This is a genomic window from Variovorax sp. YR266 (genome assembly GCF_900107295.1).
GTDB lineage: Bacteria > Pseudomonadota > Gammaproteobacteria > Burkholderiales > Burkholderiaceae_C > Variovorax.
Map to the genome: position 1 here is coordinate 1,006,905 of NZ_FNPM01000001.1, position 21,451 is coordinate 1,028,355.

Consider the following 21,451-nt stretch of genomic DNA (forward strand, 5'->3'; position numbering starts at 1 on the left):
GCGCCCGGAGACCCTCATGAAACTTGCGTTCTCTGCTCTTCTTCTTGCAGCAAGCCTGACGGGTTGCGCCACCTCCTGGGTGGTCGACAGCGACGTCAAGAGCTTTGCCTCCCCCGGCACCGTGGCGCCCGGCGCCACCTACCGCTTCGACCGCCTGCCGTCGCAGCAGGCCGACGGCGCGCGGCAGGAATCGCTCGAAGCCATGGCCGCCGCGGCGCTCGACAACGTCGGCCTGCGCCGCGACGACGCCAAGCCCCAGTACACCGCGCAGATCGGCGCGCGCGTGACGGCCGGCCTCTCGCCCTGGGCCGATCCGTGGCTCTACAACGGCCCCTGGGGCTATGGCTACGGCGGCTATGGCTACTACGGCCGGCGCTGGTACGGCGGCGGCTGGTATGGCGGCCCGGCGTTCGCGCCGCCCGCCAACCCCTGGTACGAGCGCGAAGTGAGCGTGGTGCTGCGCGAGGTGAGCTCCAACCGCGTGGTCTACGAGACCCGCGCCCGCAACGATGGTCCCTACACCTCGAGTGCGGCGATCCTGCCGGTGATGTTCCAGGCCGCGCTGCAGGGCTTCCCGAACCCGCCGCAGGGCGAGCGCCGGGTCAACATCGAGCTGTCAACGGCCAAAAAGTAGCGCTTCTAGAATCCCGCGAATGGAAGAAGCCACCCGCCTGATCGCCGTTCGCCACGGCGAAACCGCCTGGAACGTCGACACCCGCATCCAGGGCCAGCTCGACATCGGGCTCAACGAGACCGGACTCTGGCAGGCGCGGCGCGCCGGTGGTGCGCTGGCCGACGAGCCGATTGGTGTCGTCTACGCCAGCGACCTCTCGCGCGCCTGGCAGACCGCAGAAGAAATCGCCAAGCCCCATGGCCTGGCCGTGCAACCCGAGCCGCGCCTGCGCGAGCGTGCCTTCGGGCATTTCGAGGGCCTGAGCTTCGCCGAGATCGAAGCCACGCTGCCGGTGCAGGCCAAGCTCTGGCGCGAGCGCGACCCCGAGTTCGAACCCGACGGCGGCGAGAGCCTGCTGGTGTTCCGCGACCGCGTGACAGGCGTGGCCTCCGAGCTGGCGGCACGACATCCGGGCGAGCTGGTCGTGCTGGTTGCGCACGGCGGCGTGATGGACGTGCTCTACCGCGCAGCCACCCGCCAGGAGCTGCAGGCGCCACGCACCTGGCAGCTGGGCAATGCAGCCATCAACCGCATGCTGTGGACGCCGGAAGGTTTCAGCCTTGTGGGCTGGAGCGATACCGCCCACCTGGCGGCGGACACGCCGCTCGATGAGCCCACGACCTAGCGCGACGGCACGATGGGCCGCTTGCCTTTCTCCGACCCGGGCAAGACGCTCCCATGAAAAGAACAAATTCGCCCCCCTCGGCGTACGCCAGTTGGGATGCATCCCAGACGCTGTCTGCGCCGTGGACCGACGCCACGCATCTGGGAAGCTTCGTCACCCTGGAGGCCGGCGACACCATTGCGCGCGAAGGCGAACGGCACGACTACTTCTATCTTTTGCGATCGGGGTTCGTTCACTCCACGATCCAGCGAAGCAACGGCTCGGAGTTCCTGCTCGAGATCTTCGGACCGGGTGCGATTTTTGGCGAAGGCCCGGCGTTTGCCGACAGTCCTCGGCCCACGACGACCCGGGCGGTCGCGCCGGCCATTCTCAGCCGCTATCGCCCGGCGGATGTCGCGCAGCAATTTTCGGAGCTTCCCGAGCTCGCGACCTCGTTGATCCAGCTGCTCGGCTTCAAGAATCACATGATCGTCGCCAAGCTTGCCGGGGTGGCCTCGGCGGCGCCCAAGGAGCGGGTCATCGATTTGCTGCTGCGTGTGGCACGCCTGCCATCGGCGCAGGCATCGAAACAACTCACCGTAGATCTGACGCATGAGCAGATCGGCGCCATGACGGCATTGAGCCGCGTCACCGTCACCCGCACGTTGAATGCGCTGGCGGGACACGGGCTCATTGAAACGCGGGCCCGGCAGGTCAGCATCCCGAATGCGCCGGCCTTGCGGCGTTTCCGCGATGCGTCACCGTAAGAAAAAGGCCCACTTCCTGTATCGCTGGATACCGTCGAGCCCTTCCCCCATCGCCATCATTCACCCCGTCACACACATGGATGGGAAGAGCGGAGGAGGGAACGAGAGGAGCCGTTGAAGAAGAGGCCCGCCTTCAATTGGCGATGGCCCGGGTGTGACGTTTCGCAGGACTGCCAAAGTCCTTTCTGGCCGGGTGGCTCACGCTCATGACCATCCGGCATCTTTTGGATCGCCGTCAGGCGTGCGAGGCGGCGTGACCGCCCGCTGCAGCTTCGGCCTTGGCCTCTCCCGGCAGATCGACCATCGGCCCCGTGCCGCTGTAGCGGTCCAGCGCCAGGTAGATGGCAGGCGTGATGTACAGCGTGATCACCTGCGAGAAGATCAGCCCGCCCACCACGGCCACGCCCAGCGGCTGGCGCAGCTCGGCGCCGGCGCCCAGGCCCAGCGCGAGCGGCAGCGCACCCATCAGCGCGGCCAGCGTGGTCATCAGGATCGGGCGGAAACGCAGGCGGCAGGCCTCGCGGATCGCGTCCACCGGCTGCATGCCCTCGGTGCGCTGCGCGTCGAGCGCGAAGTCGATCATCATGATCGCGTTCTTCTTCACGATGCCGATCAGCAGCAGGATGCCGATGGTCGCGATCAGCGTCAGGTCGAAGCCGAAGAGCTTCAGCGAGATCAGCGCGCCCACCGCCGCCGAAGGCAGCCCCGCCAGAATCGTCAGCGGGTGGATGTAGCTCTCATACAGCACGCCCAGCAGCACGTAAATGACCAGCACCGCCAGCACCAGCAGCACGGCCTGACTCGACTGCGAACTCTGGAACACCGCCGCATCGCCGCCGTAGGTGGTGATGATCGACTGCGGCATCTTCAGCTCGTCCTTGAACTGGTCGATCTTCGCGGTCGCGTTGCCCAGCGGCACGTCGGGCGCGAGGTTGAACGACACCGTCACCGCCTGCAGCTGGCCCTGGTGGTTGACCGAAGTCGGCCCCACCGTGCGCTTGACAGTCGAGAAGGCCGACAGCGGCACCAGCCTGCCCGTGGTGCTGCGCACCGACAGGCGCGAGACGTCTTCCTCGAACTGGCGGTCGTTGTCGGCGGCCGAGAGGATCACCTGGTAGGTGTTGCTCGAACCGTAGATGCTGCCGATCTGGCGGTCGCCATACGCGTTGTACAGCGCGGTGCGCAGGTCGCCAACAGCCACGCCGAGCACGCCGGCCTTGTCGCGATCGATGTCGAGCGTGGCCTGCAGGCCGCGGTTCTGCGAATCGCTGGTCACGTCGCGGAAAGCCGGGTCGGCGCGCATGCGCTCCATGAGCTTGGTAGACCAGGGCACCATCTCGCCCGCGTTCACGCTCTGCAGCGTGTACTGGAAGCGCGCCTTGCTCTGGCGGCCGCCCAGGCGCAGGTTCTGCACCGGCTGCATGTAGACGGCGATGCCCGGAATCTCGCGGAAGCGCTGGCGCAGCGACTCGAGCACCTTCGCCATCTGCGGGCGCTCGCTGCGCGGCTTGAGCACCGCGAACAGCCGGCCGGAGTTCTGCGTGGCCGTGGGCCCGCCGACGCCGACGAAGGAGCTCACGTAGTCGACGCTCGGGTCGTCCTTGAGCGTGGCGGCCACACGGTCTTGCAGCGCCTTCATGGCGGTGAATGAAATGTCTTCGGCGGCCTCGGTCGTGATCTGGATCTGGCCGATGTCTTCCTCGGGGAAGAAGCCCTTCGGGATGGTCGCGAACAGCCAGCCCGTGATGACGAAGGTCAGCGCCGCCATCATCAGCATCACCTTGCGATGCCCCAGCGTCCAGTCGAGCGTACGCATGTAGCCGCCATGTACCGCGCGGTAGCCGCGCTCGAATGCGCGGCCGATGGCAGTGCCCGGCTCGGGGTGTTCTTCTTCGTGGTCGAGCGCGCCTTCCTTGCGCGGCACCTGCTTGAGCAGGCGGCTCGCGAGCATCGGCACCAGCGTGAGCGACACCACGGCCGACACCAGCACCGCCAGCGCCACCACCACCGCGAACTCGTGGAACAGCAGGCCGATCACGCCCGGCATGAAGAAGATCGGGATGAACACGGCCACCAGCGAGATGGAGATCGACACGATGGTGAAGCCCACCTCGCGCGCGCCGCGCAGCGCCGCCGCGAACGGGTCCATGCCCTTCTCGACATAGCGCATGATGTTTTCGAGCACCACGATGGCGTCGTCCACCACCAGGCCCACCGCCAGCGTGATGCCGAGCAGCGAGATGTTGTCGAGGCTGTAGCCGAAGGCGTAGAGCAGCGCCACCGCGCCGATCAGCGAAATGGGAATGGTCGCGGCCGGAATCAGCGTGGCCACCAACCGGTGCAAAAACAGGAAGATCACCAGCACCACCAGCGCGATGGTGCCCAGCAACGTGAGCTGCACGTCGTGCACGGCCTCGCGAATCGACAGCGAGCGGTCGTTCACCATCTGGATTTCCACCGACTGCGGCAGCTCGGCCTTGAAGCGCGGAATGAGCGCGCGCACCGCGTCCACCACCTGCACGGTGTTGGCGTTGGGCTGGCGCTGCACGGCGAGCGAAATCGAGTCCTGCCCGTTGAAGCTGCTGGCGGTCTTGACCGACTCGAAGCTGTCCTCGATGGTCGCCACCTCGTCGAGCCGCACCGGTGCGCCGTTGCGCTGGCCGACGATCAGCTTGGCGAAGTCGGCCGCCTTCATGAGCTGGCGGTTGGCCTGGATGGTGAGCGTCTGGCGCGGGCCGTCGAGCACGCCGACCGGCGTGTTGGCATTCGCCGAGTTCACCGCCTTGGCGAGTTCGTCGAGCGTGATGTTGCGCGCGTTGAGCAGGTCGGCGTTGGCCTTGATGCGCACCGCAAAAGCCTTGCGGCCATACACGCCCACCTGCGCCACGCCGTCGATGGTCGAGAGCGTGGGCGAGATCAGGTTCTCGGCGTAGTCGTTGAGCTCCGACGGGTTCATCGACGGCGAGATCAGCGCGATGAACAGCACCGGCGCATCGGCCGGATTCACCTTGCGGTACGAGGGCAGCTGCGTGAGCTCTTGCGGCAGCTGGCGCTGGGCGCGCAGCAGCGCGGCCTGCACGTCAACGGCGGCGGCGTCGATGTCGCGGCTGCTCACGAACTCGAGCGTGAGCGAGGTCACGCCCTGCGTGTTCACCGAGCTGATGGTCTGCAGGCCCGGGATGGTCGAGAACTGCTTTTCGAGCGGCAGCGCCACCGACGATGCCATGGTGTCCGGGCTCGCGCCCGGCAGTTGCGCGTTGACGTTGATGACCGGCGTGTTGTAGCTGGGCAGCGCGGCCACGGGGATGCTGAAGTACGCAAAGATGCCGATGACCACCACGGCCGCAGACAGCAGCACCGTCATCGCAGGACGACGGATGCAGAGCTCCGAAATGTTCATGCGCGTTCCTGCTTCGGCGGCTTGATGTCGGCGCCGTCGGAAGACGCTGCACTGCCCGGCGTGACGCCGGTAGTGCCGTTGGCGGGCGCTGCAGGCTCGGCGGGCGCACCCGGCGCCTTGACGTCAACGCGAACCTTGCCGCCCGGGCGCACGTTCTGGCTGCCTTCGATCACCACCTGCTCGCCTGGCTCCACGCCGCTGACCGCGACCTTGGTGCCGAAGGTGTGCAGCGTCTTCACCTTGCGGCGCGTGGCGGTCTTGCCCTCGTCAACCACATAGAGCGAAGTGCCCTCGGACAGCATCATCAGCGCCGCGGCCGGCACAACGGTGACGCCATTGAGCGTGCGCACCGTGATGCGCGTGCCGACGAACTGGCCCGGCCACAGGCTCTGGTCGGCGTTGGCGAACACGGCCTTGGCGCGCACAGTGCCGATCTGAGGATCGACGGTGTTGTCGACGAAGTCGAGCGTGCCGCTCAGCGGCGCCTTGCCGCCGGTGACGACGGCTTCGACCTTCGAACGCGAGCGCGCGGCCTCCAGCAGGTCTTGCAGGTTGCCTTCGGGCACCGGGAAGCTCACGGCGATCGGGTCGAGCTGCGTGATGGTGACCAGCGACAGCGTCGGCTGCACCAGCGTGCCCGGATAGATGTTGACGGCGCCGATACGCCCCGCAATGGGCGCGCGCAGCGTGGCATAGCCCAGCGCCACCTGCGCCGACTGCACGGCCGCGCGGTCGGCGGCCACGGCGGCGCGCTGTGCCTCGAGCTGCGAGAGCGTGGCGTCGGCAGCGCTCTTAGCGATGAAGTTCTGCGCCACCAGGTCCTGGCTGCGCTTGTACTGGCGCTCGAGGTCGGCCATGGTGGCCTCGTCTTTTTGCTGCTGTGCGCGGGCGCGGGCGAGATTGGCCTGGTCGTTGCGGTCGTCGAGCGTGAACAGCAGCTGGCCGGACTTGACGAACTGGCCTTCCTTCACGTGCACCGCGCTCACCGTGTTGGTCACCTGCGGGCGCAGGTCGACGCTGTTGAGGGACACCACGCTGCCGTTGACCTGCACGGTCACCGGCACGTCCTGCTTCTGCGCCGTGGCCAGCGTCACGAGCGCAGGAGCACCGCCGCCGGAAGCTGCGCCGCCGTTGGCTGTCGGGGCCTTGGCACTCTTTGTGGCGGACTTGTCGCCGGACATGCTCCACCACCCGCCTGCGACGGCTACGATCAACACGCCCGCAAGGGCGACCGCGACATTTTTCTTCATGGGTTCTTTGTGCACTTTGGGCTGACAGCGACTATTGGAGCAGCGGCTGACTCTCGGTGTTCATGGGGCCTGTAAAGAAATGTAAAGCAGGTCAACCCAAAGCCCCGCATAACTGACTGTGGCCGGTGCGAGAGAACCACACCCCCTCGCTAAAATCGCCGCTCCACAGCCTCTGGATAAACCCCATGAACCGCTGCAAGACAATCACGAATGCTCTCACTTTCATAGCAGTTTGCACAGCAGCCATTGCTGCTGCAGGCCTTTTCCCGCTCACCGCCAGCGCCCAGGACGAAGTGCCCCGGCCGCAGACCCAGAACGAATCGCTCGTTGGAGGTCGCACTTTCCCTATCGGCACTTTGCGCGGCAAATTCATGGTCACCAACGCGCCCGAGGTCGAACTCGACGGCAAGTCCGACCGCCTGGGCGCCGGCGCGCGCATCCGCAGCGGCCAGAACATGCTGGTGATGCCCGGTGCCATCGTCGGCCAGAAGTACCTCGTCAACTACACGCGCGACGCCGCCGGACTGCTGCGCGAGGTGTGGATCCTCACGCCCGACGAAGCCATGGCCAGCCGCGAGTCGCTGGACAAGCCGCTCCTGAACATCTGGCCGTTCACCTCGAACGACACCGTCAACACGCAATAACGCAGCGGCGCGCCGCGCGCACCTGCAGCCCTCCACCCTCGGAGGGCAGAGAGAGTTCCCCATGAAAAAAGTATTCATCAAGACCTTCGGCTGCCAGATGAACGAGTACGACTCGGACAAGATGGCCGACGTGCTCAACGCAGCCCAGGGCTACGAGCCCACGCAGAACGTGGACGAGGCCGACCTCATCCTGTTCAACACCTGCTCGGTGCGCGAGAAGGCGCAGGAGAAGGTGTTCTCCGACCTCGGCCGCGTGAAGCACCTGAAGGCCAAGGGCGTGAAGATCGGCGTGGGGGGCTGCGTGGCGAGCCAGGAGGGCGAGGCCATCATCGCGCGCGCTCCCTACGTCGACATCGTGTTCGGACCGCAGACGCTGCACCGCCTGCCCGAGATGCTGAACGACCGCGAGCGCCTGAACCGCCCGCAGGTGGACATCAGCTTCCCCGAGATCGAGAAGTTCGACCACCTTCCGCCCGCGCGCGTCGAGGGCGCGACGGCCTTCGTGTCGATCATGGAAGGCTGCTCCAAGTACTGCAGCTACTGCGTGGTGCCCTACACCCGCGGCGAGGAAGTGAACCGCCCCCTCGACGACGTGCTGGTCGAGATCGCCGGCCTGGCCGACCAGGGCGTGCGCGAGATCACGCTGCTGGGCCAGAACGTGAATGCCTACCGCGGCAAGATGGGCGACACCGCCGAAATTGCCGACTTCGCGCTGCTGATCGAATACGTCGCCGAGATCCCCGGTATCGAGCGCATCCGCTACACCACGAGCCACCCGAACGAGTTCACGCCGCGGCTGATCGAGGCCTACGCGAAGGTGCCGCAGCTCGTGAGCCACCTGCACCTGCCGGTACAGCACGGCAGCGACCGCATCCTGATGGCAATGAAGCGCGGCTACACCGCCATGGAATACAAGAGCACGGTGCGCAAGCTGCGCGCCATCCGCCCCGAGCTCGCATTGAGCAGCGACTTCATCGTCGGCTTCCCCGGCGAGAGCGACGACGACTTCAACAAGATGATGAAGCTGATCGACGACTGCCAGTTCGACGCCAGCTTCAGCTTCATCTTCAGCCCGCGCCCCGGCACGCCCGCCGCCGCGCTGCACGACGACACGCCGCACGAGGTGAAGCTCGCGCGCCTGCACACGCTGCAGGCCGTGATCGACACCAACGTGAAGCGCTTCGGACAGGCGCTGGTCGGCACCACGCAGCGCGTGCTGGTGGAAGGCGCCTCGCGCAAGGACGCGAACGAGCTCATGGGCCGCACCGCCTGCAATCGAGTCGTCAACTTCGAGGGCGACGCAAGGCTCGTTGGCCAGATGACCGATCTGCGCATCACCCGCTCGCTGGCCTACACGCTGCGCGGCGAGGTGGTCACGAGCGAATCGTCGATGCCGGCGCTCGCCCACTGATGGCGAAGCGACCTTCCATACGGGGCTCGTTCCAGCAGCTCCTGCTGTTTGCCTTCTTGCTGATCACCGCGCTGCTGGTTGGCGTGGCGCTGCGCTCGGTGCTGCAGTACGACGTACTGATGACGCAAAGCCGCGACGCTGCCGCGCGTGCGCTGCGCCTGTCGGGCGCGTCCCAGTCGCTGGCCGAACGCAGCGCGGCCATGGAGCGCGCGGGGCGCCAGTCGCTGGTGCTCAACGACGCGGTGCTGCGCCGCCGCTTCGACGACGCGGCGCGCGAGGCGCACCAGGTGCTGGAGCGCCTGGAAAAGAACGGCCTCGCGCCCGCCGGCATCGAGATGTGGCGCACCCAGCTCGGCGTGATCGAGGGCCTGATGAGCGGCAACGCCGACAGCGCCCTCGCCCGCGAAAGCACGATGGCCATGCAGTTCCGCGAGCTCGACGCGCTCAACACCAACCTCGCGCAGCAGGCGCAGTTTTTGATCGAAACGCAGAACGACGCGCTGGCCAAGCGCATCGAGAACGCGCGCCGCCGGTTGATGCGCGAAGTGGTCGCCGCCAGCGTGCTGGCCGTGTCGCTGGCGCTGGCCTTCGGCATCTGGCTGGCGCGGCCGTTCAAGCGGCTGGAGCACGCCATCGTCGGCCTCGGTCAGAACCGGCTCGACGAGCCCATCGACATCCGCGGCCCGGCCGACGTGCGGCGCGTGTCGCAGCAGCTCGAATGGCTGCGGCTGCGCCTGACCGAGCTCGACGCCGACAAGGCGCGCTTCCTGCGCCACGTATCGCACGAGCTGAAGACGCCGCTGGCCGCGCTGCGCGAGGGCGTCTCGCTGCTCGAAGACGGCGTGACCGGGCCGCTGAACCCGGCGCAGCTCGAAGTCGCGCAGATCCTGCAGCAGAACACCGTGGCGCTGCAGGGCCAGATCGAGGCGCTGCTGCGCTTCAACGCCGCCGCCTTCGAGGCGCGCGAATTGCGCCGCGAACGCACCGAGCTGCTGCCGCTGATCGAGGAACAGATCGAGGCGCAGCGCCTGCAGTGGCAGTCGCACGGACTGCGCGTGCGCGCCGAGGGCGAGCCCATTGCAATGACGGTCGACCGCACCAAGCTCGGCACCGCAATCGCCAATCTGTTGAGCAACGCCATTCGCTTTTCGGTAACGGGCGGTGTCATCACCCTGGCGGTGTCGGGGACGCCCGAGGCGGTGCACATCGACGTGAACGACGCCGGCCCCGGCATTGCCGAGGGCGACCGCGACCGGATCTTCGAACCCTTCTTCCGCGGCGAGCGCCAGCCCGAGCACACTGTGAAAGGCACGGGCATCGGACTTTCCATCGTGCAGGAGTACATTGCAGCCCACGGGGGCCGCATCACTCTGCAGCCCGGCGGTCCCGGTGCTCGCTTTCGCATCGAACTGCCGCGCACGGCCTGACCTCCCCGGCTTCCCCTCTCCAACACTGCCTGACCGCCTCGCGTCCTTTCTTCGACCCATGTCTTTTTCGTTCGTCCGCCGTTCCTCCTTCGCCGGGGCGATGACCGTGCCTTTCGTCCTGCTGCTGGCCGCCTGCGCCACGCAGCCCAAGCCGCCCGCGGAGGCCGATGCGCTGCCGCCGCCCCCGGTCGTGCCGCGCGTGATGCCGGTCGAGGCCGAGCCCAAGGCCCCGGCCACGCAGCCGGCCTCGTCGCTCTTCACGTTGATGACGCAGGGGCCGCAGGCGGCCATGCTGTCGTATGCCGACAGGGTGCGCCCGCTGAACGGCGCCGACCTGAACACGGAAATCGCACGCATCGGCGACCCCGGCGATGCGCCCACGGCGCAGATGCAACTGGCGCTGCTGCTCTCTCAAACCCGCGTGCCGGCCGACCTGGCGCGCGCGCTGGGCCTGCTGCAACGCGTGATCGCCAACCCCGCGCCCGAGGCGCAGGCCCTGCATCCGCTGGCACGCGCCCTGGCCGCGCGCTATGTAGAGCAGCGCCGCGTGGAAGACGACCGTGACAGGCAGGTGCAGCAGCTGCGCGACAGCCAGCGCCGCATAGACCAGCTGAACGACCGCATCGAAGCCCTGCGCGCCATCGAGCGCAGCTTTGCGCGGCCCAACACCACCCCGGCCGCAGCCACCCCTGCGGCGCCGCCTACCGGAAGCAAACCGAACCAATGAGCACCTCTGGCGCCCGTCTTCTCGTGGTCGACGACGACCCGGACATGCTGCGGCTGCTCTCGATGCGGCTGAGCTCGGCGGGCTACCAGGTCACGGCCGTCACCTCTGCAGAGACGGCGCTCACGCAGCTCGAGATCGAACATCCGCAACTCGTGCTGAGCGACGTGCGCCTGCCCGGGCGCGACGGCCTCCAGCTGTTCGACGAGATCCGCAAGCGCCACCCTTCGCTGCCGGTGATTCTGCTCACCGCGCACGGCACCATTCCCGACGCGGTCGAGGCTACGGCGCGGGGCGTGTTCACCTACCTCACCAAGCCCTACGACGGCCGCGAGCTGCTCGACAAGATCGCGCAGGCACTGGCGCTCGGCGCCCCCGCCACCACGCCGAGCAAGGCCGGCGACGACAGCTGGCGCGCCGAGATCGTGAGCCGCAGCAACCGCATGGCCGAGCTGCTGGCCGAGGCGCGCATGGTCGCCAAGTCAGATGCTTCCGTGCTGCTGCGCGGCGACTCCGGCGCCGGCAAGGAGCTGCTGGCGCGCGCCATCCACAAGGCCAGCGCGCGCGCCGACAAGCCCTTCGTGGCCGTGAACTGCGGCGCCATTCCGGAAGCGCTGCTCGAGTCGGAACTGTTCGGCCACATGAAGGGCGCCTTCACCGACGCCCACGCGAATCACAAGGGCCTGTTCCAGCAGGCCGACGGCGGCACGCTGCTGCTCGACGAAATCGGGGACATGCCGCCCGCCCTGCAGGTCAAGCTGCTGCGCGTGCTGCAGGAGCGCGCGGTGCGGCCACTGGGCGCGAGCCAGTCGATCGAGGTCGACGTGCGCATCGTCTCGGCCACCCACCGCGACCTCGACGCCGCAATGGAAGCCGGCCAGTTCCGCGAAGACCTGTATTACCGCCTGAACGTGGTGACGCTCACGCTGCCGCCGCTGTCGGCACGGCGCGAAGACATTCCGCTCTTGGCCAATCACTTCCTGCAGCGCCTGTCGACCAAGTACGGCAAGCGGCTGTCGGGCTTTGCGCCCGAGGCGCTGAAGGCGCTGACAACGGCAGCCTGGCCGGGCAATGTGCGCCAGCTGTTCAACGTGGTCGAGCAGGTCTGTGCGCTGTCGAGCTCGCCGCTGATTCCGCTGGCGCTGGTGCAGCGGGCGCTGCGTGTGCCGACGGTCGAGGTCCAGACCTACGCCGAAGCCAAGCAGCGTTTCGAGCGCGATTACCTCGTCGGCCTGCTGAAACTGACGGACGGCAACGTGGCCGACGCGGCCCGCCTGGCCGACCGCAACCGCACGGAGTTCTACCGGCTTTTGCAGAAGCACGAACTCACGCCGGGCCACTTCAAGGCCGATGCTGTCGCTCCGGGCGGGGACCCTGTCGCCGAGTAGCGACGCACCTAAGTCGTTGATTTATATGGCCTATCCCCACCAGCCCAGAAGGCTTGTCGGGATTCGGCGACAAAAACAGGGGTTTTGGGGCCTTCCAGCAGCCTCTTCCCGCGAAAAACACCGTCAGATCGCTCCAAGTCGTTGATCTGAAAGCGTTTTTCCAGCCTGGCACAGGGTTTGCCCCTGTACAGGCATGACAGCACTCACCAGCCCATCTTTCGCACTGCGTCAGCAGCGCGACGGCCTGCGTCAAAAGCAGTTTTCCCCCTCGCGGCCCCGTGCCGCGGGTCATTCGCTGGCCGCGCTCGCAAGCGCTGGCGGCGCTGAGCCGGATTGCGTGATCAAGCGCTTTCCTGCCATTGGCGACACCCCTTCCCTCGACAAGCAACGTTGGTAAATCACATGAAGCCGAACGACTTCTCCCAACTGAATGTGCTGGCCGATACCGATTTTTCGCACCGCAGCCCGGTTCGCGAAGAACGCCATCCCAACTCGGTCACCGCTCCCCCCGTCAACCGCGGTTCCATGGCACCCCGCCCCTGGCGCGGTTTCTGGAACAGCCTCGGCACCGCCGCGCTGGTCAAGCTCGGCGCGGGCCGTGATGCCGAAGCCGGCGTCCACGACGCCCGGCAGGCGAAGCAACCCTGGCAGCGCGCCGCCGCCCAGCGCCGCTTCGCCTTCATGATGCTCACGCTGCTGAGCACCGTGATCGCGTCGTCGCTGTTCGCCAGCGTGCAACCCGACTACGACAACCTCTGGCTCGAATACGGCCAGATCGGTCTCTACGGCCTGCTTTCGGGCTGGGTCGTGACCGGCTTCGTGACCGCGCTCATGGGCTTCTACGTTTCCGTGCGCGGTGACAAGCACGCCCTCTCGGCGAAACAGGTGGTCAACCACCCGATGAATCCCGAGGCACGCACCGCGATCATCATGCCGATCTGCAACGAGGACGTGGCCACGGTGTTCGCCGGCCTGCGCGCCACCTGCGAATCGGTCGCGGCCACCGGCCACGCCAAGCAGTTCGACGTGTTCGTGCTGTCCGACAGCTACAACCCCGAGACCGCCGCCGCCGAGCGCGCCGCCTGGGAAGACCTGCGCGCCGCCCTGGCCGAGAGCCCGAACCAGCCGCAGGTCGAGGTGTACTACCGCCTGCGCACCCGCCGCACGCACCGCAAGGCCGGCAACGTGGCCGACTTCTGCCGCCGCTGGGGCAAGGACTACCGCTACATGGTCGTGCTCGACGCCGACTCGGTGATGAGCGGCGACTGCCTGACCTCGATGGTCAAGCTGATGGAAGCCAACCCTACCGCCGGCATCATCCAGACCGCGACGCAAGCCATCGGCCACGTCACGCTGCACGCCCGCGCACAGCAATTCGCTTCCCGCGTGACGGGCCGCCTGTTCACGCTGGGCATGCAGTTCTGGCAACTGGGCGAATCGCACTACTGGGGCCACAACGCCATCATCCGCGTCGAACCCTTCATGAAGCATTGCGCACTGGCCCCGATCAAGGGCACCGGTGGCATGTCGGGCGGCATCATGTCGCACGACTTCGTCGAAGCTGCGCTGATGCGCCGTGCCGGCTACAACGTGTGGCTGGTGTCCGACCTGGTCGGCAGCTACGAACAGCAACCGCCGGACCTGCTGGCCGAACTGCAGCGTGACCGCCGCTGGTGCCAGGGCAACCTGCAGAACGCCCGCCTGATGGCCGAGCCCGGCATCCACCCGGTGCACCGCGCGATGTTCGTGACCGGCACCATGGCCTATGTCTCGGCTCCGCTGTGGCTCGCGTTCCTGACGCTGGGCACCGCCCTGTGGCTGAGCGGCTCGAGCCTCGTGTCGAGCTGGAGCGTGCTGCCCGCCGAACTGGCCGGCCTGTGGGTCTGGACCCTGTGCCTGCTGTTCCTGCCGCGCGTGCTGGGCATCGCTGCCGTGCTGATGCGCGGTGAGCAACGCCAGTACGGCGGTGCGTGGGGCCTGGTGAAGAGCTCGGTGATGGAAAGCGGCCTTGCCATCGTGCAAGCCCCGGTCCGCATGCTGGCCCATTCGCTGTTCGTGCTGGTCGCCCTCACCGGCATCAAGCTCGACTGGAAGTCGCCCCCGCGTGAAGCCGCTGCCGTGCCGTGGAAGGTCGCTGCCTCGCAGCTGGCGCCCATGACGCTGGTGATCGCCATGCTGGCCGTCGGCGTCGCGATGATCGACCCGAGCGCACTGATCTGGCTCATGCCCGTTGGCCTGCCGCTGCTGCTGGCGATCCCGCTGACCGTGCTGACCAGCCAGATCGCGCTGGGCACCACGCTGCGTGACCGCGGCTACCTGCTGATTCCCGAGGAATCGCGCTCGCCGGCCGTGCTGCGCCGCGCATGGATGCATGCAGTGCGCCTGGCGCGCCCCGCACTGGCAACCGTCTGATGCGCTGAAGACACAGCACCTCGAAAAGCCGGCCTCAGGGTCGGCTTTTTTCATGGCGCGTGGCTAGAATCGCGCCTTCCTTTTTTCAACCCACGGATCCCTCGATCCCCTGGAGCGCCAAGTGCCCCGATTCGCCGTCATCACCCTCTGACGCCGACAACGCCACTTCATTGCTGGTCAAGTCGGGCGCCTGGCTGCGCTTTCCGCTGACCGCACTCTTTTCCAGCTTCGCTCCCGCACGTTGTCGGTTCTTCCTGATTTCCATCTGGAGAACAACGTGTTCCCTCTCTCTTCTTCTCTTTCATCGATTCCGCTGCTCAAGTACCCGCGTACTGCGCATCTGGAAGGCTCGCGCCTGCAGGCCGGCGACAGCGACGACGGCCAGACGCCGCTGTCGGCGCTGCATGGCCAGCACGTGGTCATCGAGGAAAAACTCGATGGCGCCAATGCGGCCGTGTCGTTCACTTCGGCGGGCGAACTGCTGCTGCAATCGCGCGGTCACTACCTCGCAGGCGGCGCCGACGAGCGGCAGTTCAACCTGTTCAAGCACTGGGCCGCCGCCCATGAAGCAGCGCTGCTGGAGCGCCTCGAAGACCGCTACGTGATGTACGGCGAATGGTGCTTTGCCAAGCACAGCTGCTGGTACGACCGGCTGCCGGCCTTCTTCCTGGAGTTCGACATCTACGACCGGCAGGCGCAGCGCTTTCTCTCGACACCGGCGCGGCATGCGTTGCTCGTGGGCAGCCCCGTGCTGCCGGTGCCCGTGCTCTACGAAGGCGAGATGCCGCGCCATGCCAAAGCACTGCGTGCCCTCGTGCGGCCTTCGCTGGCGCGCAGCGCGGACTGGAAGACGGCCTTCGAGGACGCGGTGGCGCACGAAGGCCAGCCGCTCGATCTCGTGCGCCAGCAGACCGACCTGTCCGATCTGGCCGAGGGCCTGTACCTCAAGACCGAATCGGATGGGCAGGTGACGGGCCGCTACAAGTGGGTGCGCCCGGACTTCGTCCAGACCATCCTCGACTCGGGCTCGCACCACAGCCGCCGGCCGGTGCTGCCCAACCAGCTCGCGCCGGGCGTAGATCTCTACGCACCGACGCCGCCGGTCACCTGGCAAGACCTGGGGCTGCGCACCTTGCGCGACCCCGCCGAACTCGCAACCCAAGGGAGGCCGCGATGACATACGACGATCTGCGCGCCCTGGTGCCCACGCCCGACAAAGGCACCGACTGGGCGCAATGCTGCGACCTGCTGCCGGCCTTGCTGCGCCTCGAAGAGACGCCGCAAGATCCGTACTACCACGCCGAAGGCAACGTCGGCATCCATACGCGCATGGTGCTCGACGCGCTGATGCAGGACGCGCACTACCAGCGCGCCGATGCCGACGGCCGCTTCGTGCTGTTCATGGCCTGCCTGCTGCACGACATCGCCAAGCCCGACACCACGGTGATCGACGAAGCCAGCGGCCGCATCGGCCAGCCCGGCCACTCGCGCCGCGGCGCGGTCGACGTGCGGGTGCTGATGTGGAAGGCCCGCGTGCCTTTCGCGCTGCGCGAGGCCGTATGCCGGATCATCGCCGTGCACCAGGTGCCGTTCCATGCCTTCGCCTCGCGCAAGGGCGTGCGGCCGGAGTGGCTGGTGCACAAGCTCTCCTGGGAGTTGAGCCTGCCCGACCTGTGTTGCGTGGCGCGCTGCGACATGCTCGGCCGCCACTACGAGAAGCGCGCGGACAGCATGGCCGACATCGCGCTCTTCGAGGAGCTGGCGCAGGAAGAAGGCTGCTGGGAAGGCCCGCGAAAAATGGTCGATGCCCACACGCGCCTGGCCTACTTCCGCGGAGCCGACACCAGCCCCGACTACCCGCTGTTCCAGACGCCGGGCTCACGGGTAACGGTGATGTGCGGCCTGCCGGCCAGCGGCAAGAACCACTGGGCAGCACGGCACCGCAAGGGCTGGCCGGTTGTGTCCTTCGACGATGCACGCGCCGAACTAGGCCTGAAGCACGGCGAGAACGACGGGCTCGCGGCGCATCACGCGGTCGACCAGGCGAAGGCGTTGCTGCGCAAGCAGGAGCGCTTCGTCTGGAACGCCACGCACCTGAGCCAGCAGATGCGCACCAAGACGCTCGACCTGCTGTGGGCCTACCACGCGCAGATCGAACTGGTGTACCTGGAAGCGCCACACGCAGAGCTGATGCGCCGCAACCGCGAGCGCGACACGACGCTGTCGAACGCGGGCATCGAGCGGATGCTGCATCGCTGGGAGTTGCCCGCGCCCGTTGAAGCGCACGAGACGGTCTACGAAGTGCAGACCTGAAGACAGAAGGCCCGCCAGTGCGAACCGGCGGGCCTTCTTATATATATGGAGGGGCGAAGCGTTCGCCTAGAACGGCAGCTTGGGACCGCCGGGCCCACCCATTCCGCCCATGCCCTTCATGCCGCCCATCTTCTTCATCATCTTCATGAGGCCGGCGCCCTTCATCTTCTTCATCATCCCCTGCATCTGCTCGAACTCGTTGAGCAGGCGGTTCACTTCCTGAACCTGCACGCCGGCACCGGCCGCGATGCGGCGCTTGCGCGTGGCCTTCAGCAGTTCGGGCTTGCGGCGCTCCAGCGGCGTCATGCTGTTGATGATGCCTTCCTTGCGGCGGATGTCGCGCTCGGCGCGGGTCATGTCGGCTTCGGTGGCCTTGGCGGCCATCTGCGCGGGCAGCTTGTCCATCAGGCTGGAGAGGCCGCCCATCTGCTTCATCTGCTGCAACTGGCCGAGGAAGTCGTTGAGGTCGAAGCCCGCGCCGCTCTTGACCTTGGCGGCGAGCTTCTGCGCCGCCGCCACGTCGACACCGGCCGTGACCTGCTCGACCAGCGCGACGATGTCGCCCATGCCCAGGATGCGGCCCGCATGGCGCTCGGCGTCGAACACCTCCAGGCCGTCGATCTTCTCGCTGGTGCCCGCGAACTTGATCGGCACGCCCGTGACCTGGCGCACCGACAGCGCCGCACCGCCGCGCGAGTCGCCATCGGTCTTGGTCAGGATGATGCCGGTGAGCGGCAGCGCTTCCTTGAAGGCCTTGGCGGTGTTGATCGCGTCCTGGCCCTGCATGGCATCGACCACGAACAGGGTTTCGACCGGGTCGAGCGCCGCATGCAGCTGCTTGATTTCGGTCATCAGCACTTCGTCGATGGCAAGGCGGCCGGCCGTGTCGACCAGCAGCACGTCGAAGTAGTGGCGCTTGGCGTGGTCGAGCGCGGCGCGTGCGATGTCGAGCGGCTTCTGGTCGGGCGTGCTCGGGAACCACTCGGCGCCGGCCTGCTTGGTAACGGTCTTGAGCTGCTCGATGGCGGCTGGGCGATACACGTCGCCCGACACGGTGAGCACCTTCTTCTTGCGCTTTTCGATCAGGTGCTTGGCGAGCTTGGCGGTGGTGGTGGTCTTGCCGGCACCTTGCAGGCCGGCCATCAGGATCACCGCCGGCGGCTGGGCCGCGAGGTTGATGTCGGACACGCCCTCGCCCATGGTTGCGGCGAGTTCCCGATTGACGATGCCGACCAGCGCCTGGCCCGGCTTGAGCGAGCCCAGCACTTCCTGGCCGAGCGACTTCTCTTTCACGCGGGCGACGAAGTCGCGCACCACGGGCAGCGCCACGTCGGCCTCCAGCAGCGCCATGCGCACTTCGCGCAGCATGTCCTGCACGTTGCTTTCGGTGATGCGGGCCTGGCCGCTCATCGTCTTGACGAGGCGGGAGAACTTTTCTGTGAGGGCGGTGGCCATGAAGAGGAAGCCTTGCTGCCCGCTGGGGCGGGACAAATGGAAAATCGCAGGAAACGAAAAATCTGAAGCCAGTATCGCCGCCCCGCCCTGGTGGAACACCGCGGAACCGGCTTCGCCGGGCCGCTGGTGTTGCCCCCGGTGAGGGGGTTGGCGAAGCGACACGAAGTGCGCGAAGCCTGGGGGAGGTCTTAATTCAGCCGGTACACTCCGGCCGATGATTTTAGCGATCCCCTCCCCGCTCGGCGTGGCGCTGGGCATCGCCACTGCGGTTGCCTACGGTTTCGTTGCCGGTGCCGGTGCCAAACTGAGCCGTCAATCGACCCAGTGGGCCCTCGGAATTGCGTGGATTCTGCATGCCGCCGTGCTGGCCCACGGCCTCATCGGCAGCGAGCCGCGCTTCGGTTTCGCACCCGCCCTGTCGGTCACCGCGTGGCTGGTGCTCACCGTCTACGCGGTCGAAAGCCGCATGTATCCCCAATTGAAGGTGCGGCGCGCGCTCGCCTGGCTGGGCGCGGCCGCGGTGCTGCTGGCCATCCTGTTTCCCGGTACGCCGCTGCACGTCACGGCTTCGCCGTGGCTGCCGCTGCATCTGGCGCTGGGCATCGCCTCGTACGGCCTGTTCGGTGCCGCTGTCGTGCACGCCTGGCTGATCACCCGTGCCGAAAAGCAGATCCGCCTGGCCACCGCCGAGCCGCAGGGCGGCGTGCCGCTGCTCACGCTCGAACGGCTCACCTTTCGCTTCGTCACCGCAGGCTTCGTGCTGCTGTCGGCCACGCTGCTGGCCGGCCTGCTGTTCAGCGAGCAGCTGTACGGTGCCGCCGGCCGCGTCTGGAAGTGGGACCACAAGACCATCTTCTCGGTGCTCGCCTGGATCACCTTCGCGATCCTTTTGATCGGCCGGGCCCGCTTCGGCTGGCGCGGCCGCACTGCGCGCCGCGTGCTGTACGCCGGCTCGGCCCTGTTGCTGCTGGCCTACGTGGGTTCACGCTTCGTGCTCGAAGTGGTGCTTGCGCGTCCTCCCGTCTGAAATGAAATACCTCCTCGTCCTCGCGGTGCTCTGGGTCGCGATCTGGCTCTGGCGCAAGAATCGCCGCGAAGAAATGCGCGACGCCATGCGCGAGCGCGCGGCCAAGGCGCAGCAGCGCCCCCCCGCACCAGCCGGCCCGCCGCAGGCCATGGTGCGCTGCGCCCATTGCGGCCTGCACCTGCCGGCGACCGATGCCATCGCCGGCCCCGGCGGCGCGGTCTATTGCAGCACCGCGCACCGCGAAGCCGCAACGCCCCAATGAGCGCCCCCCTCTGGTCGCGCGGCGAGCCGGTCACCGACTGGGACGTGCTCGACCAGGGCACTGGCGAAAGCTCGGCGCTGATCCGGCTCTGGCGTGGCTTCATGGCCGCGCGCTGCTTCATCGCGCTGGTGCTGATGCTGCTGCAGGGCGTGGCCTTTGTCATCGGGCAGACGATGCAGCCGGTGGCCATCACCATCTCGGCGCTCTACCTCGCCGCGACCTGGCTGGGCATGCGCTACACGCGCGTGCAGCCGCCGATCCGCGGTTTTGCCGCGCTCTGGCTGCTGACCATCGGCATCGATCTGGCCGCCTTCACCGCCTTGCAGGTGCTGCAGGGCGGCAACGTCAACTACACGCCGCTGTTCGCGCTGCCGGTGCTCATGAGCGCGGTGCTGGGCACCATGATCGTGAGCCTGGGCACCACCGCCACGGTCACGCTGCTGTTGCTGGCCGACGCGGGCTGGCACTGGCTGCAGCAGCCGGGCGATTCTTCGCCGCGCTTCGTGCAGGCGGCGCTCACCGGCACGGGTCTCTTCGTGGTGGCGCTGCTCGCGCACGAAATGGCCCGCCGGCTGGCGCGCGAGGAAGCCGTGGCGCAGCGCAGCCGCAGCAGCGCGCAGATGCAGGCGCAGGTCAACGACCTGGTGATCGAGACGCTGAGCGAAGGCGTGCTGGTGATCGACGCCGAAGGCCTGGTACATGCGGCCAACCCAGCAGCCGATGCCATCCTTGGCCAGGGCCTGGCGAAGCTAACGCTGCCGTTCCCGCTGCATGCCCAGCCCGCATGGCATGCACTGGCCGCGCTGGCGCGCCAGACCTTCGCGCGGCGGGCGCCGCAGACGGAAGAAATCCCGGTGGCGCAGGTGCGCGGCGCGGCGCGCGAGGTGCGCGTGCGCACGCGGCTCACGCCCACCAGCGAGAAGCGCATCGACAGCCTGTGCGTGATGTTCCTGCAGGACCTGCGCGAGCTCGAAGCCCGCATCCGCACCGAGAAGCTGGCCGCAATGGGCCGCATGTCGGCGGCCGTGGCGCATGAAATCCGCAACCCGCTGGCCGCCATCACCCAGGCCAGCGCGCTGCTCAACGAAGACCTGACAGACCCGGCGCACCGCAAGCTCACGAGCATGGTGCAGCACAACGCGCAGCGGCTCGCGCGCATCGTGGACGACGTGCTCGACGTCTCGCGCGCCCGCCAGCAGCGCGTGCTGTCGCTCGGCGAGCAGGTCGTGCTCGACCCTGCGGTGCAGGTGCTGGCCGAGGAATGGGTGCGCCAGACCCAGCGCAAGGGCGTGCTGGTGTCGCTCGATGCGCCCAGCAGCGAGGTGCGCTTCGACGCCGAGCACCTGCGCCGCCTGATCGTGAACCTGCTGGACAACGCCTCGCGCTACGCCGGCAAGCGCGAAGACTCGATCCAGGTGCTGACCGCGCTGCAGCGCAGCGGCACCAACCGCCCCAGCCTGATGGTGTGGAGCGACGGCGCGCCGCTGGAGCCGGCGGTGCAGCGGCACCTGTTCGAGCCTTTCTTTTCTTCCGAGAGCCGCTCCAGCGGGCTCGGCCTGTTCCTGTGCCGCGAGCTGTGCCGGCGGCATGGTGCCACCATCGGCTACGAGCGGCGCGCGCTGGTGCCGGGCGGGCCCGAGGGCAACGAATTCTTCGTCAGCTTCGCCCCCAGCGAAAACCGGCTGACACAATAG

Annotated in this window: 18 protein-coding genes; 15 read left to right on the forward strand and 3 right to left on the reverse strand. The window is 67.5% G+C overall.

The window, feature by feature from the left end; all coding sequences use genetic code 11:
- The first annotated feature begins 16 nt into the window (after positions 1-16).
- From BLW48_RS04675 to BLW48_RS04685, 3 genes are read left to right on the forward strand one after another with little or no spacing between them, the layout of a single operon-like run.
- Positions 17-634, forward strand: a complete 618-nt coding sequence (locus tag BLW48_RS04675) for a DUF4136 domain-containing protein (RefSeq protein ID WP_093172995.1) — start codon at positions 17-19, stop codon at positions 632-634.
- A 19-nt stretch (positions 635-653) separates the two neighbouring features.
- Positions 654-1,298 (forward strand): histidine phosphatase family protein, encoded by a 645-nt coding sequence (locus tag BLW48_RS04680; RefSeq protein WP_093056163.1) that lies wholly within the window; start codon positions 654-656, stop codon positions 1,296-1,298.
- 53 nt (positions 1,299-1,351) lie between these two features.
- Complete coding sequence (locus BLW48_RS04685) at positions 1,352-2,044, forward strand: Crp/Fnr family transcriptional regulator (protein ID WP_093056165.1); 693 nt, start codon at positions 1,352-1,354, stop codon at positions 2,042-2,044.
- 235 nt (positions 2,045-2,279) lie between these two features.
- On the opposite strand, the gene BLW48_RS04690 is transcribed toward BLW48_RS04685, so the two are convergent.
- Both BLW48_RS04690 and BLW48_RS04695 read right to left on the reverse strand, forming a co-directional pair.
- Positions 2,280-5,444 (reverse strand): efflux RND transporter permease subunit, encoded by a 3,165-nt coding sequence (locus BLW48_RS04690; protein ID WP_093056167.1) that lies wholly within the window; start codon positions 5,442-5,444, stop codon positions 2,280-2,282.
- Positions 5,441-6,625: an efflux RND transporter periplasmic adaptor subunit gene (locus tag BLW48_RS04695; RefSeq protein ID WP_093056170.1), complete on the reverse strand. Its 1,185-nt coding sequence runs from the start codon at positions 6,623-6,625 to the stop codon at positions 5,441-5,443. The genes BLW48_RS04690 and BLW48_RS04695 overlap by 4 nt, the downstream gene beginning before the upstream one ends.
- Before the next feature lie 440 nt (positions 6,626-7,065).
- On the opposite strand from BLW48_RS04695, the gene BLW48_RS35775 reads away from it, so the two are divergent.
- The 9 genes from BLW48_RS35775 (at position 7,066) to BLW48_RS04745 (ending at position 17,013) form a co-directional block, all read left to right on the forward strand.
- Positions 7,066-7,338 (forward strand): hypothetical protein, encoded by a 273-nt coding sequence (locus BLW48_RS35775; RefSeq protein WP_256216862.1) that lies wholly within the window; start codon positions 7,066-7,068, stop codon positions 7,336-7,338.
- Between the two features lie 61 nt (positions 7,339-7,399).
- Positions 7,400-8,749, forward strand: a complete 1,350-nt coding sequence (gene miaB, locus BLW48_RS04705; protein WP_093172997.1) for a tRNA (N6-isopentenyl adenosine(37)-C2)-methylthiotransferase MiaB — start codon at positions 7,400-7,402, stop codon at positions 8,747-8,749.
- On the forward strand, positions 8,749-10,176 hold the full coding sequence (locus BLW48_RS04710; protein ID WP_093056176.1) for a sensor histidine kinase: 1,428 nt from the start codon (positions 8,749-8,751) through the stop codon (positions 10,174-10,176). Before miaB ends, BLW48_RS04710 begins: the two co-directional genes overlap by 1 nt.
- Before the next feature lie 58 nt (positions 10,177-10,234).
- Positions 10,235-10,903, forward strand: a complete 669-nt coding sequence (locus BLW48_RS04715) for a hypothetical protein (protein ID WP_093056178.1) — start codon at positions 10,235-10,237, stop codon at positions 10,901-10,903.
- Entirely contained in the window at positions 10,900-12,288 is a 1,389-nt protein-coding gene (locus BLW48_RS04720) for a sigma 54-interacting transcriptional regulator (protein WP_093056180.1), read from the forward strand. The genes BLW48_RS04715 and BLW48_RS04720 overlap by 4 nt, the downstream gene beginning before the upstream one ends.
- Before the next feature lie 193 nt (positions 12,289-12,481).
- Positions 12,482-12,685, forward strand: coding sequence for a hypothetical protein (locus BLW48_RS04725; protein WP_093056182.1), 204 nt, complete (start codon positions 12,482-12,484; stop codon positions 12,683-12,685).
- A 5-nt stretch (positions 12,686-12,690) separates the two neighbouring features.
- Entirely contained in the window at positions 12,691-14,700 is a 2,010-nt protein-coding gene (mdoH, locus tag BLW48_RS04730; RefSeq protein ID WP_093172999.1) for a glucans biosynthesis glucosyltransferase MdoH, read from the forward strand.
- Positions 14,701-14,977: 277 nt separating this feature from the next.
- Positions 14,978-15,877 (forward strand): RNA ligase family protein, encoded by a 900-nt coding sequence (locus tag BLW48_RS04740; RefSeq protein ID WP_093173004.1) that lies wholly within the window; start codon positions 14,978-14,980, stop codon positions 15,875-15,877.
- Positions 15,874-17,013, forward strand: a complete 1,140-nt coding sequence (locus BLW48_RS04745; protein WP_093173006.1) for an AAA family ATPase — start codon at positions 15,874-15,876, stop codon at positions 17,011-17,013. The genes BLW48_RS04740 and BLW48_RS04745 overlap by 4 nt, the downstream gene beginning before the upstream one ends.
- A 66-nt stretch (positions 17,014-17,079) precedes the next feature.
- On the opposite strand, the gene ffh is transcribed toward BLW48_RS04745, so the two are convergent.
- Positions 17,080-18,468, reverse strand: a complete 1,389-nt coding sequence (ffh, locus tag BLW48_RS04750; protein WP_093056193.1) for a signal recognition particle protein — start codon at positions 18,466-18,468, stop codon at positions 17,080-17,082.
- 214 nt (positions 18,469-18,682) lie between these two features.
- Here ffh and BLW48_RS04755 point away from each other — a divergent pair, with 214 nt between their 5' ends.
- Genes BLW48_RS04755 through BLW48_RS04765 form a run of 3 tightly spaced genes read left to right on the forward strand, consistent with a single transcriptional unit; the run spans position 18,683 to position 21,451 of the window.
- Complete coding sequence (locus tag BLW48_RS04755; RefSeq protein ID WP_093056195.1) at positions 18,683-19,495, forward strand: cytochrome C assembly family protein; 813 nt, start codon at positions 18,683-18,685, stop codon at positions 19,493-19,495.
- Between the two features lies 1 nt (position 19,496).
- Positions 19,497-19,757 (forward strand): PP0621 family protein, encoded by a 261-nt coding sequence (locus BLW48_RS04760; protein ID WP_093173008.1) that lies wholly within the window; start codon positions 19,497-19,499, stop codon positions 19,755-19,757.
- Positions 19,754-21,451 carry a two-component system sensor histidine kinase NtrB gene (locus BLW48_RS04765; RefSeq protein WP_093078639.1) on the forward strand — a complete coding sequence of 566 codons (1,698 nt, stop codon included), beginning with the start codon at positions 19,754-19,756 and terminating at the stop codon, positions 21,449-21,451. The genes BLW48_RS04760 and BLW48_RS04765 overlap by 4 nt, the downstream gene beginning before the upstream one ends.